Source organism: Mycobacterium venezuelense (genome assembly GCF_054919535.1).
This window is the reverse complement of the sequence record NZ_JBONDW010000007.1, coordinates 267,002-280,863: the sequence shown is the minus strand read 5'-3', so window position 1 is coordinate 280,863 and position 13,862 is coordinate 267,002. Positions and strand designations below refer to the sequence as shown.

The 13,862-nt window shown below is 64.2% G+C and carries 11 protein-coding genes; 8 read left to right on the top strand and 3 right to left on the bottom strand.

Going from position 1 to position 13,862, the window contains the following annotated elements:
* Position 1: 1 nt before the first annotated feature.
* Positions 2-1,222 carry an acyl-CoA dehydrogenase family protein gene (locus ACRCUN_RS14345; RefSeq protein WP_462142295.1) on the bottom strand — a complete coding sequence of 407 codons (1,221 nt, stop codon included), beginning with the start codon at positions 1,220-1,222 and terminating at the stop codon, positions 2-4.
* A gap of 589 nt (positions 1,223-1,811) precedes the next feature.
* Here ACRCUN_RS14345 and ACRCUN_RS14340 point away from each other — a divergent pair.
* The gene (locus ACRCUN_RS14340) at positions 1,812-2,558 is read left to right on the top strand and encodes an ABC transporter ATP-binding protein (protein WP_462142294.1); all 747 of its coding nucleotides are present in this window, start codon (positions 1,812-1,814) and stop codon (positions 2,556-2,558) included.
* On the top strand, positions 2,551-3,369 hold the full coding sequence (locus ACRCUN_RS14335; protein WP_462142293.1) for an ABC transporter permease: 819 nt from the start codon (positions 2,551-2,553) through the stop codon (positions 3,367-3,369). The genes ACRCUN_RS14340 and ACRCUN_RS14335 overlap by 8 nt, the downstream gene beginning before the upstream one ends.
* 10 nt (positions 3,370-3,379) lie before the next feature.
* On the opposite strand, the gene ACRCUN_RS14330 is transcribed toward ACRCUN_RS14335, so the two are convergent.
* Together ACRCUN_RS14330 and ACRCUN_RS14325 are read right to left on the bottom strand one after the other, a co-directional pair.
* Positions 3,380-4,666: an NtaA/DmoA family FMN-dependent monooxygenase gene (locus tag ACRCUN_RS14330; protein ID WP_462142292.1), complete on the bottom strand. Its 1,287-nt coding sequence runs from the start codon at positions 4,664-4,666 to the stop codon at positions 3,380-3,382.
* Between the two features lie 2 nt (positions 4,667-4,668).
* Complete coding sequence (locus ACRCUN_RS14325) at positions 4,669-5,700, bottom strand: aldo/keto reductase (protein WP_462142291.1); 1,032 nt, start codon at positions 5,698-5,700, stop codon at positions 4,669-4,671.
* Between the two features lie 316 nt (positions 5,701-6,016).
* Between ACRCUN_RS14325 and ACRCUN_RS14320 the strand changes: the two genes are divergently transcribed.
* From ACRCUN_RS14320 to ACRCUN_RS14295, 6 genes are all read left to right on the top strand, one after another.
* A complete protein-coding gene (locus tag ACRCUN_RS14320) occupies positions 6,017-7,126 on the top strand; it encodes an acyl-CoA dehydrogenase family protein (RefSeq protein ID WP_462142290.1) in 1,110 nt (369 codons plus the stop codon).
* A gap of 193 nt (positions 7,127-7,319) precedes the next feature.
* Positions 7,320-8,954, top strand: a complete 1,635-nt coding sequence (locus tag ACRCUN_RS14315; protein WP_462142289.1) for an ABC transporter substrate-binding protein — start codon at positions 7,320-7,322, stop codon at positions 8,952-8,954.
* Entirely contained in the window at positions 8,951-9,982 is a 1,032-nt protein-coding gene (locus tag ACRCUN_RS14310) for an ABC transporter permease (protein ID WP_462142288.1), read from the top strand. Before ACRCUN_RS14315 ends, ACRCUN_RS14310 begins: the two co-directional genes overlap by 4 nt.
* Positions 9,979-10,830 carry an ABC transporter permease gene (locus tag ACRCUN_RS14305; RefSeq protein ID WP_462142287.1) on the top strand — a complete coding sequence of 284 codons (852 nt, stop codon included), beginning with the start codon at positions 9,979-9,981 and terminating at the stop codon, positions 10,828-10,830. Before ACRCUN_RS14310 ends, ACRCUN_RS14305 begins: the two co-directional genes overlap by 4 nt.
* Positions 10,831-10,843: 13 nt before the next feature.
* A complete protein-coding gene (locus ACRCUN_RS14300) occupies positions 10,844-12,532 on the top strand; it encodes a dipeptide ABC transporter ATP-binding protein (protein WP_462142286.1) in 1,689 nt (562 codons plus the stop codon).
* Positions 12,529-13,860: an NtaA/DmoA family FMN-dependent monooxygenase gene (locus ACRCUN_RS14295; protein WP_462142285.1), complete on the top strand. Its 1,332-nt coding sequence runs from the start codon at positions 12,529-12,531 to the stop codon at positions 13,858-13,860. Before ACRCUN_RS14300 ends, ACRCUN_RS14295 begins: the two co-directional genes overlap by 4 nt.
* Positions 13,861-13,862: the final 2 nt, after the last annotated feature.

Here is a 13,862-nt window from a genome sequence, read left to right as displayed (position 1 = left end):
ATCAGAAGAACCCGCCGCGCGGCAGCGGCTCACCGGTAATCTCGTGTGCCCCAATGGCCTTCGCCTTATACGTCTTCGGGTTGTGGGCCGCGATGGTGCGGATATTGCGCCAGTGCCGATCGAGGTGGGTGCTGCGGCGAACGGCCGATCCACCACCGACATCGAACAGCTCCGATGCAGCGCGGTTCGCCAGCTCGTCGACGACGACCTTGGCCTTGGCCGCCTGTAAGGTCGCCTCCAGCGACAGCGCCTCTTCCGCGTCGGGACGGTCATGTGCGTCGGTGGCCGCGCCGAGAGCCTCGGCCGCCGACAGCACGAGCGCTTGCGCGGCAAACGCCTGACTGGAGAGAAGCCCGATGCTCTGCTGCAGGATCGGGTCATCGACCGGGTTATCGGCGGCCGCGTGATAGAACGTCCGCTGTTTTGCCCGGACCAGCTCTGCGGCGTCGCGGACGACACGGCGCAGGATGCCTGCGATCACCGCCGTGAGGTACAGCTGCGGGAACGTGCCCTTGTACGGTAGGTCACCGCCGAAACCGCCGGGCGCGAAGAAATCGTCGTCGGAAACCTCGACGTCGACGAAACGTGTTGTCCCGCTACCGGTGAACCGCTGACCGATACCGTCCCAGTCATTCTCGATGATGACGCCCGCACGGCCGGCCGGAATGATGAACCGCACTGTCTTGCCGTGCTGGTCGGTGGTAGCCACCACGAGCCAGTCAACGTACAGGTTACCCGTGCTGTAGTACTTCGTACCGGACAGCCGCAATCCGTCCGGGGTCTCGGTGATCGCGGTGGCATACCGGTAGTCCGGACTACCGGCTTGGGCCGTACCGAGCTCCGTTGCCGATACTCCGAACAGGTCGCCGGCGCGGACGCGGTCGAACCAACGCTCGTCCTCGAGCCGCGGACGACGGATGAGGTTCTCTACCGTGCCGAAGTGATTGCGAAGGCTGTGCGCCACATTGGGATCCGCCTCGCCGAGACTGATGACCACCTCGAAAATCTCACGCAGGCTTGCACCACCACCGCCGGCATCAACAGGCAACCGCAACGCGCCCAAACGAGCCTGACGGATCAGCTCGAACTTCGCAAAAGGTGGTTCGTCACGGTCGTCGCGCTCGATGACGCCGTCGCCGATCTGCTCGATGAGCTCACGCAGGGCTGGTGATCCGAATACGACTGGCGCCGAGTCGTTGCGGACTGGAATGTCGATCGTCATGCGATCAGAGTCGACGCCGCCACCACACTGAACAACAGTCTCGGTCTACGAGAACTGTTCACCGGGGACTTAACTACCGCAGCGCTGGCACGTCGGCGATCAGCCTGCGCGCATAGGCACTTGACGGGGACCGGACGACATCTCGAGCTGGACCGTCTTCGACGATCACCCCGTCGTGCAGCACAGCCAGGCGATCACAGGTACCGGCAATCGATCCAATATCGTGAGATACGAACACGATCGACATATCGTACTGTTCACGAGACTGGCGAGCGGGTCCTGATAGACATACTGAATTGCCCCGCTCGATCTTCAGGTCGACCAGGCCGGTAGGGCGGATGACCTGTTCGACGAACCAGCTCGGCGCCGGTGATGGTGGCTGTTTCGACTGTCGTCATCGGCGGTCCTTAGGAGTCGTGATGCTTCGGCACGAGTCTGAGTCCGGACCGACCGCAGATCAACCAGGTTCGACTACGGGAATAGTGCGCTGTGGCTTAACTATTCGTTGCCACGGGTTTCGATCATCGAGATTTGTAGTTCGGGTTATATTCATGCGACAGGTCCCCGCCGGTGCGGGTAGTTTGCTTCTGTGTCACCTGCTCTCGAAGTCCGAAACCTACGCAAGACTTATCGTTCCGGGTTCACCGCGCTACATGATCTGAACCTGGACATTCCCGACGGCGCGTTCTTCGGACTGCTCGGCCCCAACGGTGCAGGCAAATCCACACTCATCTCGGCGACCTGCAACCTGCTGCGTCCGACCGCTGGCGAGATCCGGATTTTCGGTCACCCGAACGACTCTCGCACTGCACGCGCCTTGGTGGGCCTGGCCGAGCAAGAGGTGAACCTGGACCGCTTCCTGACCAACATCGAAGTTCTCATCTACCACGCCGGCTACTACGGGCTCGGACGACGTGAGGCCACCCGACGCGCACACGACCTGCTCGAGCTGCTCGGACTGGCAGACAAGGCGCGTCAACGCCCGTATTCGCTGTCCGGCGGTATGCAGCGCCGACTGTTGGTGGCACGGGCGTTGATTCACCGACCGCGCCTGCTCATCCTCGACGAGCCGACCGCCGGTGTGGACGTGGAACTGCGGTCGGATTTGTGGGGTTACATGAGGGATCTGCACCGGATCGGTCACACGATTCTGCTCACCACGCACTACCTGGAAGAAGCCGAGGCATTGTGCGATGAAGTTGCTCTGATCCGAGCGGGCCGGGTGATCTCACGCGACAGCGCGGCAGGGCTGCGCGCGGAGTTCGGTGCCAACGATCTGGCCGAGGTCTACAACCGGGCGATGTCGGCGTCGCTCGCGGAGGCGCACAGTGAGTGAGAACTGGTTGGTGTCAACCCCACTCACCCCGTATGACCGGGCCTATCAGGCGCAACGTCCGGCGTTCACCTGGCTGCTGGAGCGCGAGATAGTCCGATATCTGAAGGTTTGGTACTACACGATCCTCGGACAGGTGCTCGCCGCGCTGCTGTTCCTGTTCGTCTTCGGTGTCGCCTTGGGCAGTCGTATCGACGACGTGCGCGGGCTGACCTACGACCAGTTCATCCTGCCGGGCCTGGTCGTCCTGGCGGTCGTCACCGCCGGCTACATCCAAGGCACCGCTTCGCTTTTCGAGGCGCGCAAAGACCGATTCGTCAACGCCGTGCTGGCCAGCCCGTTGCGCTGGTGGGAGATGCAGCTTGCCCTGCTGCTCGGCTCAATGATGCGCGGGGCTCTGATCGCGGCGGCGATCCTGATCGTGGGCCTGCCGCTCACCGGAATGCACTTGGCACGCCCGGGATACTTCACCGTAGCCGCGATCGCGGTTTTGGTTCTCGCGGCACAAGCAGGGCTACAAGCCGGCCTGACCGCCAAAACCCAGGAACATGTCGCCGCGATGCAGACACTGGTGGTGCAGCCGTTGTGCTTTCTGGGTGGCGTTTTCTACTCAGTACACGACCTCGCTCCGGCCTGGCGCGTACTCAACTACTTCAACCCGGTGTTCTACGCGGTACAAGCGATGCGTCATGGAATGGTCGGGCAAGCCGACCTGGCAGCACCGGTCGCACTATCCATCGTCGTCGCGGCGGCCGTGGCACTCAGTGGATGGCTCGCATGGCAATTCAAGTTCGGAAAGCAGCTCAAGCCATGAACGCGCGTGTCTAGGCGAATGCCGACCGTGCACCACCGCCGGCGTACTCGCGCTTGTAGATTCCCTTGGTCTGCAACAGCGGTATGACGTGATCGACGAAGTCCGTCAGCCCGGTTGGTGTGATCGCCGGATTGACGTTGAAACCGTCGACCGCGCCGTCGGTGAACCACTGTTCGATCTCGTCGGCGACGTGTTCGGCGGAGCCGACGAAACGTAGATGCCCGTTGCCCGAATCAGTGATACGCAGGATGTCGCGCAGGGTCGCCCCGGCATCGGCATGGCTGCGCACGATCTCGTGAAAACTGCGCTCCCCAGCCAGGCTGTCCACCGGTGGAAGCCGGTCAACCGGGAACGGCTCGTCGAGCTCGATACCCGTCAGGTCGACCTTGAGCCGTTCTTCGAGGATTCCGATGGAGCGCTCAGGCGGGTTCAAAGCGCTGATCTCGTCGTGCAATTCGTGCGCCTCGGTGTCGGTGCTGGCCACGATCGGGATGAGCCCGGGCAGCACCTTCACGAGCGGCCCGATGCGGCCCAGCCGTGTCTGGGTGCGGTGCAACTCGTCGCGGAACGCCTTGGATTCGGGAATGGTGCGTTGCGCGGTGTAGACCGCGTCGGCGTAGGCCGCGGCGAGTCGGCGGCCAGGCGCGGACGAACCGGACTGAAAGACCAACGGCCGGTCCTGCGGAGACCTCGGCACATCCAGTGCGCCATGAACGGCGAAGTGTTTGCCGCGGTGGCCGATCGGTCGGACGCTGCCCGGCTTTGACTGCACACCCGCATCCTTGTCGACAACCAGCGCGTCGGCATCCCAGCTGTCCCACAGCTGATACAGCACATCGAGGAACTCATGGGCTCGGTCATATCGCTCGCCATGTCCGGGCAACTCGTCGTACCCGAAATTCTGCGCAGCGTCGAGCGATCCGGACGTGACGATGTTGACGCCGGCACGCCCGCTGCTCAGGTGATCCAACGTGGCTATTTGGCGCGCGACGTTGTAAGGGTGGTTGAACGTCGACGACAGGGTCGGTATCAGCGCGATGTGGCTGGTGGTGGATGCCAGCGCCGACAATAGTGAGACCGGTTCGAGCGGCGAGAACAGCGTGGTCCAGTCATTGTTTCTGGCGGCAGGGGTGTTCGCCACGAAAAGGCCGTCGAACAAACCTCGCTCCGAGATCCGCGCGTACTCCTGGTAATAGCTCAGGTCGAGCGCGCGCTGCGGTGTGGCGTCCGGGTGCCGCCAGCCGCCCTGGGTGAATCCGATGGGCCGGATCACTGAGTTCAGCACCAGTTTCGGCATGGTCACAGGCTCAATCCGGTTCCGTGCACGCCATGCTCGTCGATGAGGGCCAGCTCCTCTTCGGTGAACTCCGGGAAGTCGAGCGCCTTGACATTGTGATCGAGCTGCCACGTCGAGCTCGCGCCCACCAGCGCCGAGGTCACAGTCGGGTTCCTCAACACCCACTGCAGCGCGAGCTGGGCCAGTGATTGGCCACGCGACTCGGCGATCTTGTTGAGTTCGGACGTGCGCTGCCGATAGGTATCGGTGATCACGTCGGGTTTGAGGAAGGTGCTGTTGACCGCGCGTGCACCCGCCGGAATGGACTCCAGGTACTTGTTCGTCAACAGACCCTGCGCCAGCGGCGAATACACGACCAGCCCGAAACCATCGTCAGCCGCCAATTGCAGCAGGCCGTTCTGTTCGATGCGACGATCGAAGATCGAATACCGCGGCTGGTGGATCAGCAGCGGCACACCGGCGTCGGCGAGCAGCACAGCCACCTCGTGCGCCCGGTCCGGCGTGTAGTTCGAGATGCCGACGTAGAGAGCCTTGCCCTGGTTGACCGCCGATACCAGTGCTCCGACAGTCTCGTCGATCGGTGTCGAGAGATCAGGGCTGTGGCTGTAGAAAATGTCGACGTAATCGGTGCCGAGGTCGTGCAGACTGTGATCGAGCGACGTCAACAACGACTTGCGTGACCCGCCTTTGAGGTACGGACTCGGGCCGATGGCGTTGCCGGCCTTCGTGGAGAGGATGAGCTCGTCGCGGTACCTCGACAGATCCTTGGCGAGCACCCTTCCGAAGTTCTGCTGTGCAGCGCGATGCGGCGGACCGTAGCGGTCGGCGTTGTCGAAATGGGTGATGCCGAGATCGAAAGCATGCAGGATGATTTCGCGTTGCGTCTCGAACGGATAGTCGGTGCCGAACTTCTGCCACAACCCGAACGAGAAGGCAGGCAGGTCGAGACCCGACCGCCCAGACCGCCGATACGGGATGTTCTCATATCGCGCGTCGGTCGCGGCGTATGTGGTTTCGAAGGTTCCGTGGGACATGCGTGCGTGATGCCTTTCCGTGTGGGCACCGACCGCTCAGAAGAGGCCGGCGGGTGGCGGATCGCCGCGCGGATACCGCCGACGGTCAGACCGATGTCGGCCAAGCTTCATCCCCTCTGCCGAGACCTACAGCGGCGTCGAGACGTGAGCACGCACCGGCCACCCGATACTTCGAGTAGTAAAGCAGGACACCTCCGGCGATACACCGATTCGGTTCACGCTGATCACAAGCACATCAACAGATTTCGTCCGCGGTAGATTTCTTGCACTGGGAACCGTCCACCCGAATCCGCCGACGCACACAGATAGGACATGAGTGACTTCCGTCGAATCCACCGTGACGTCATCGGCAGACGCGGTGACTGCCAGCGACGCGAACCCGTTCATCACACGAGTCAAGGCGCACGCCGATGACGTGCTTCGCCCCGCCGCGCTGCAAACCGACCGCGACGGCGTCAGCTCCGCGCAGCTCACCCAACTCGCCGGCCTGGGTCTGTTCAATCATTCCGCGCCTACGGAGTTCGGCGGTGCGGCAATCGGGACGGCGGGCGACCGCCGGCTTCACGAGATCATCGCCGGATCATGCTTCAACACCTGGCTGGTGTGGGCACAACACGCACCCATGGTCAGACGCCTGACCCTGGCCTACCAGAAGGGTGCCGAACTGTCCGACCTGTCGCGCGACGCGCTCGCCGGACGCGTCTTGCTGGGCGCGGCGATCAGCGACGTCCGGCGGTACCCGCGCTCCTACATCGCCGCCTCGCGCACATACGGTGGCTGGACGTTCACCGGCACGATCTCGTGGGTCAGCGGTTGGGGACTGAACACGGTGCTCGCGGTCGCCGCCGTCGAAGCGTCGACCGAGACCGTGGTCACCGCCCTCGTCCCGATCAGTGACCGGGTCCGAGCGACCCGTCTCGAACTCGGTGCGGTCGCCGGGAGCCGCACCGAGCGGGTGACGCTCGACGAGGTCTTCGTCCCATCGTCCGAAGTGATCCTCACGCAATCGCTCACAGACTGGCGCACAGAGGATCTCGCCAACTCAGGTGACACCCGTCCGCAGTACTTCGGCCTGGCGGCGACCGTGCTCGACGAACTCGACGGTGCACCGGATCCCCAGGAACGGCGAATCGGCCAGGTCTGGCGTCCACGTGTCGACGCGTTGCGCGCCGACGCCTATGGGCTCGCCGACGAGGCGAAGGCGGCCGGCGACGAGCGGCACCGCATCACAGAGCGAGTCGGGACCAAGGTCGCGGTCGGTGAGGCACTCGCCACCATCACCCGCGCCCTCGTCGTGGCGAGGTCCGGGCACGCGATCGCGCTCGACGACACCGCGCAGTTGTACGCGCGTTCAGCGCTTTTCCTGCTCGTCCAAGGCCAGAGCGCCGATGTCCGAAACGCCCAACTGGCCGACCTCGCGCGGTAAGCCGGCGTGGATGATGCACCCGACCACAATTAAGTTGAGGTCAACCAATTGCGTAGCGAGAGTGGGTTGATTACGGTCGGCCACGCCGAAAGACTGTGCACTGTGACCGGTGAATGTTGTTGTGCGCGCTTCGCGTGGCCCGTTGTGGCCGCATAACCGACCGCCAGCAACGCAGATTAGGAACGCTGATCCGATGACCGATCTCTTCGACCGCCGCGGATTCCTCAGCTTGAGCGCCGCAGTCCTCGGATCCGGCCTCCTTGCCGCGTGCGGCGGACCTCGTGGGGGAACCCCACAGTCGGGCGCAGGCCCCACCGGCCCCTCGGGCGATCCGGTTCGCGGTGGGACGCTGACCTTTTCGGATACCGAAGCGGTGACCAGCTGGCAGGCGCAGAAGCTGGGCACGTACAGCGCGGGGAACCTCACATTCCACACCAATGTGTTCCTGCTCTACTTCGACCCCTACAAGAAGCAGTTGCAACCATGGGTCGCCGAATCGTGGACCAAGAACGACGAGAACACTCGCTTCAGCTTCAAGATCCGCAAGGGCATCACATTCAGCGACGGCACCCAGCTCACCCCGGAGATCGTCGCCCAGAACTACGAGCTCTACGGCCGGGGCAACGAGAAGTTGCGGATTCCGGTGCACCAGCAGATTTCTCGCGGCTACGACCACGTCGAGGTCGACGGCGACACGGTCACCGTCGTCCTGTCCAAACCCAATCAGCAGTTCCTGATCGATACCACACGGCTGAACTCTCCGATCCTCGGCGCGAAGACGATCGGCCTGGAACTCGAAGACGCCGGCCGGCCGGAAAACCACGTCGGTGCCGGGCCGTTCGTGTTCAAGTCACAGGTCCCCAACCAGTCGGCGGTGCTCGTGCGGCGTCCCGGCTACCGGTGGGCGCCCGCGAGCTCACCGAATCAAGGCGAGGCCTACCTCGACGAGATCGTCTGGAAAGTTCTTCCCGAAAGCGGTTTGCGCACCGGCGCTTTGACGTCCCGCCAGGTAGACGTGGCCAGGGGGATCCAGCCGTCCGACGAGGCGGCGATCCAGGCGGCCGGCTTCCAGTTGCTGCTCTACCGTCCCCCGCTCGGCACATCGAACTACGCGGGCCTGCGCGTGGACAACGAGTTCACCAAGGATCCGCTGGTGCGACAGGCGCTGGTGCTTGGTATTGATCGTGACGGTCTGAGTCGTGACGCGCTCACCCCGAGCTATCCTCCGCCGATATCGATCCTCAATGTCAACAACGCCAATGCCATCGACCTCGCCGGCGAGTTCGCCTACAACCCGGACAAGGCGCGTGATCTATTGGAGCAGGCGGGTTGGCGCCAAGGACCCGACAGCATCCGTACGAAGGACGGCAAGCAGCTGCATCTGACGGTGCCCCAGAGCGCCCAGCAGGTGGCTCTCGGACCGGCGTGGGAGTACATCGCCCAGCAGTGGCGCAGGGAACTCGGCATCGTGCTCGATGTCCGCAACGACCCGTCGTTCGCGGCAGCCGCGAACAACGACGTCACCGTCCCGATCGTGGTCAGCCGGACGTCGATCATTTCCCTTGGCCAGAGCTTCGGCGGTGAGGGCAATACGGCGCTTCTCGGATCTTCACCCGAGCTCACCGCGCTTTATGCCCGCGAACTGGAGGCCCGCGACGACGCCGAGTTCAAGGCTGTTCAGATCGAACAGCAGAAGGCACTGATCAAGGGGTCCTATGTGATCGCCTATTTCGAGGAGGCGCAGACGTTCGGAGCGTCGCCGGACGTCCACGTGACATTTCAGACCCAGACGTATCCGGACTTCTACAACGCCTGGAAAGCCAGATGACAGCCGTCCAGGAGGTTCCAGCCGTCCTCGGCAGCACCCCGACGCAACTGGATCGTCGGGGTGCCCCCCGCTCGCGCCAGTTCATCCGCTACGTCCTCGGCCGTCTCACGCAGGCGGTGGTGGTGTTGTGGCTGGCGTACACCCTGACATTCATCGCCATCACCCTGCTTCCGTCCAACCCGATCGAGATGTTCGCCGCCGACGACACCGGGGTCATCGACCCACAGACCGTCGAGCAGATGAAGCTGTACTACGGCTACGACCACGGGGTGTTTCAGCGGTACTTCATCGAATTGAGCCATGTCGTCCGTGGCGACCTCGGTTACTCGATGAGCACCGGCCAAACGGTCTCGCAGGCGATCGGTGATCCAGCGTTGCCCACGCTGCGATTGACGGCAACCGCATTCGTCTTCGCCGTGCTGATCGCCGGCGCCATCGTGTCGACCGCGGCCCTGGCAAGCCGGCGCTGGTTGCGTTCGTCGGCCGTGATGCTGCCGCCACTGTTCGCGGCCGCACCGGTGTTCTGGGTCGGCATCGTGGTGCTGAACGTGTTGTCGTTCCGGCTTGGTTGGATCTCGGCGTTTCCCGACGGCACGTTCCTGTCGATTCTGGTGCCCGCACTGGTGCTGGGCCTACCGCTGTCCGCGGCGATGGCGCAGGTGCTGCTCAAGAGCGTGGAGACCGTGCTGGACAGCGACTTCATCGACGTGGTGCGCGCCAAGGGCGCGGGCAAGCACTGGGTGTTCTGGCGACATGTGGTGCGCAATGCCGCAGGGCCGGGCCTGACGGTGGCGGGAACCGTGTTGGGCACGCTGGTGGGAGGTGCAGTCGTCACCGAAACGGTGTTCGCGCGCGCCGGTATCGGGCGAGTGCTGCAGACCGCGGTGTCGCAACAGGACGTTTCGCTGGTGCAAGGTTTCATCCTGATCATCGCCGGCGTTTATGTGGTGGTGAACTTGGTGATCGACTTGCTCTACCCCGCGCTGGACCGGCGGATTCTCCTGACCACGGGCGGGGCACGCGCATGACGACGACTCTGGTCTCACCGATTCGACCGCTGGGTTACCGAGTTCGGCTCAGTCCCAACAACATTGCCTCCGGGCTCGCAGTGCTCGTGCTGGTGACCGTCGCGCTGTGGACGTTTTTTCCGTCGTGGTTCACCAGCCACGATCCCATTGTCGGTGTGGGAGCCCAAAAATTCCTGCCACCCGGGGCCGAACATTGGTTCGGGACGGACCGCGCCGGCCGGAATACGTTCACCCGCGTTGTGCACGGCACCCGCAACACGGTGTACGGCGCCGTGATCGGGACGTCGATCGGTCTGGTCCTCGGCACGGTCTTGGGTGTGACCGCCGGGGTGCTGCGCGGCGCCGTCGATGCGGTGATCATGCGGCTTGTAGACGTCCTGTTGGCACTGCCGGGATTTCTCCTGGCACTGTGCGTTGTCGCAGCCTTCGGCCCCGGTACGACGCATGTCGCCATCGGCGTCGGCATCGCCGCGGTTGCCCCGTTCGCGCGCGTCGCCCGCGGCGAGGCGTTACGCGTCGTACAGCTCGAATACGTCGATGCCGCACGGGTTTCCGGTGCGAAACCGACGACTGTGCTGTTCCGCCACGTCCTGCCGAACTCGGCCGGACCCATCGTTGCCCTGATCCCGACGGAACTGGGCTCGACCATCCTCAACATCGCCGGCCTGGGCTTTCTGGGATACGGCGCACCACCGCCGACACCCGAGTGGGGCACTCTGCTGTCGGAGGGGCGTGACTATCTGGCCAACGCCTGGTGGCTGACCACGCTGCCCGGGATCGTCGTGTTGATCGCGGTCCTGGCAGTATCGCGTGCCGGCCGAATCCTGCAGCGCCGCTTCCGGATCTGACAAGGAGAACAACATGACCACCACCTTGCCGGTCGCTGCCGAACACACCGGCGACTCAGCCACGCAACCGGTGCTCGAGATCGAGAACCTGACGATCTCGTATCACGGTGCGTCGCAGGCCGCAGTACGCGGAGTCAACCTGAGCATCCAGCCCGGTGAAGTGGTCGCGGTGATCGGCGAATCAGGCTCGGGTAAGACGACTTTGAGCAAAGCGGCCATCGGCCTCCTGCCGGGCGGCGCCCGTATCGACAGCGGATCGATCCGGGTCTCCGGTCGCGAGCTCACCGGCCTGCGCGAACGGGACCTGGTCAAACTCCGCGGCAAGGTGGTGGCCTTGGTACCTCAGGATCCGGCGACATCGCTGGATCCGGTTCAGCCGATCGGACGCCAGCTCACCGAGGTCTTTCGTCTGCACCCCGGCGGAAAGCGGCTGTCGCGCGGGCAATTGCGCGCCAAGGCCGTCGAATTACTCGACCTGGTCGGAATCGATCACCCCGCACAGCGCCTGCGGCAGTACCCGCACGAACTGTCCGGTGGTATGAAACAACGGGTCCTCATCGCGATCGCCTTCGGTTTGCGTCCCACGCTCCTGATCGCCGACGAACCCACCTCAGCCCTCGATGTGACCGTGCAGAAGCAAGTGCTCGAAGTGTTCGACCGGCTCGCCGGGGACACCGGTGTGGCGGTCCTGTTCGTGACGCACAACCTGGCGGTGGCCTCGGATCACGCGACCCACGCGATCGTGATGCGCAACGGCCGGATGCTTGACAGCGGTCGGATCGACGACCTGGTGTTGAACCCAATTCACGACTACACCCGACAACTCATCAGCAGCGCATTCGGTCTCGGCGGCACCGGCGCACCGGTTCCGAACGTGCCGGTCACCCCTGCCGCACCCGTCGTCGAGGTGAAAAGTCTCACCAAGACGTTTACGCACGGACCGAGCGGACACTTCAAGGCCGTCGACGACGTCACGTTCGCCCTCGCCCGAAACAGCACCTTCGCACTGGTCGGCGAGTCGGGATCGGGCAAGTCGACCACGGCGCGGCTGATCCTCGGACTGGCCCAGCCCGACTCCGGCCAGGTCTACATCGACGGTCGCGAGGTCACCGGCCTGCGCAGGCATGCCAAACGTGACGTGTGGCGCAAAGTCCAGCTGATACAACAGAATCCGCAGGTGGCGCTCGACCCCCGGCTCACTGTCGAGCAGATTGTGGACGAGCCGCTGCGCTCGTTCGGGCTCGGCGACCGTGCGGCCCGCCGACGCCGAGTCGCCGAATTGCTCGATCAGGTGGGACTGACCGGTTCCTTCGCCACCCGCAAGCCGCGCGAGCTTTCCGGCGGGCAACAGCAGCGCGTGGCGATCGCGCGTGCCCTGGCGCCGCGGTCCCCCATCGTGGTGCTCGACGAGGCGTTATCGGCGCTCGACGTCGTGACGCAACGCCGCGTACTCGATCTGCTGGACGAGGTGCAACGCGAACTCGAGCTGACCTATCTGTTCATCTCCCACGACCTCGATCTCGTGCGCTCGATAGCCGGCCACGTGGCGGTGATGCGTCGCGGCCGGGTCGTCGAAACCGGGTTGACCGAGCAGATCTTCGCCGAACCGCGCTCGGGATACACCCGCGCGCTGCTCGACGCCACGCCCGGGCGCCGGTTGCGCGGCAAACTCGCCGCACTGGCCGACAGGAGAATCTCATGACCCGCCGACGACTGTTTCTCAGCGTCGCCATCAACAGCACCGGGTCGGCCGCGCGGTCATGGGCATGGCCTGGGACGAAGTGGAGCCGGTTCAGCGACTGGGACCACTACCTGCGCTCGGCGAAACTGGCACACGACGGTGCCTTCGACATCGTGTTCGTGTCTGATCATCCTGCGCTGCAACGCGACAACTCGGCACGTCCGCTGCACAGTTTCGATCCGACAGTGCTGTTCTCGGCGATCGCCGCAGCGGTGCCCGACATCGGATTCCTGCTCACCGCGTCCTCGTCGTACAACTCGCCCTACAACCTCGCGCGCCGCCTCGCGACGCTTGACCACATCTCCGGTGGCCGGGTGATCTGGAATGTGGTGTCCAGCTTCAATCCGGACATCGCGGCGAACTTCTCGGCCGCGCCGCTACCGCCTCGGGCCGAAAGATACCGCCGGGCCGATGAATTCCTCCAGGTCGTCAAAAAACTGTGGCTCAGTTGGGACACTCCCGGGGGCGCGGCGCCATCAGACACCGTCTGGGATTCGACCACCGCACGCCGCATCGACCACCACGGCGAATTCTTCGACGTGGCAGGGCCGTTGAACGTCCCGATCGGGCCGCAGGGCCATCCGGTGATCGCACAGGCCGGTGCGTCGCAGGCCGGGGTCGATCTCTCCGCCAAACACGCCGACATCGTCTACGCCTCGCTGCTGCACAAGCAAGCCGCGTTCGATTACAAGGCGCAGCTACGTGACCGGGCTGCCGTACACGGTAGGGATCCAGACGACATTCGCTTGATGCCCGGTCTGACGGCGATCATCGGTAACACACGGGAAGAGGCGTACCGCAAGCATGAGGCGCTGCACGGGTCCGACGGCGAAGACGGGTTGATCGCCGACTTCTTCAAACGAGCAGCCCTGTTCGACATCGACGACACACTCGACCCCGACCGCGCGCTCGACCCGAAGTTGTTCGACTACACAGAAGATCAGTCTCGGCCCGTGGGATTCGTGCGATCATTCGCCGAACTGACTGCCGCAGAGGAGATCACGCCCCGGCAGCTGGTGCGCCGGGTCGAGGGCGGGCACCGCCTGGCCATCGGTACTCCCGAAGACGTGGCCGACACGATCCTGGACTGGTGGAGCGCGGGTGCCGTAGACGGTTTCAACATCCACATCCCGGTGCTGCCGGACGGCATCGCCGAATTCAACCGAACGGTCATGCCGCTGCTGCAACATTCCGGAGCCTTTCCCACCGCCTACGACGGGTCCACCATCCGCGAACGCCTCGGGCTGCGGGATCCGCGACCGGCTTCGGCCGCCTCGGTCGTGGCCTGACT

Bases quoted from the DNA above. Each gene is read 5' to 3' on its own strand.
- ACRCUN_RS14345 (WP_462142295.1), bottom strand. From the start codon at position 1,222: ATGACGATCGACATTCCAGTCCGCAACGACTCGGCGCCAGTCGTATTC.
- ACRCUN_RS14330 (WP_462142292.1), bottom strand. From the start codon at position 4,666: ATGCCGAAACTGGTGCTGAACTCAGTGATCCGGCCCATCGGATTCACC.
- ACRCUN_RS14325 (WP_462142291.1), bottom strand. From the start codon at position 5,700: ATGTCCCACGGAACCTTCGAAACCACATACGCCGCGACCGACGCGCGA.
- ACRCUN_RS14315 (WP_462142289.1), top strand. From the start codon at position 7,320: ATGACCGATCTCTTCGACCGCCGCGGATTCCTCAGCTTGAGCGCCGCA.
- ACRCUN_RS14310 (WP_462142288.1), top strand. From the start codon at position 8,951: ATGACAGCCGTCCAGGAGGTTCCAGCCGTCCTCGGCAGCACCCCGACG.
- ACRCUN_RS14305 (WP_462142287.1), top strand. From the start codon at position 9,979: ATGACGACGACTCTGGTCTCACCGATTCGACCGCTGGGTTACCGAGTT.
- ACRCUN_RS14300 (WP_462142286.1), top strand. From the start codon at position 10,844: ATGACCACCACCTTGCCGGTCGCTGCCGAACACACCGGCGACTCAGCC.
- ACRCUN_RS14295 (WP_462142285.1), top strand. From the start codon at position 12,529: ATGACCCGCCGACGACTGTTTCTCAGCGTCGCCATCAACAGCACCGGG.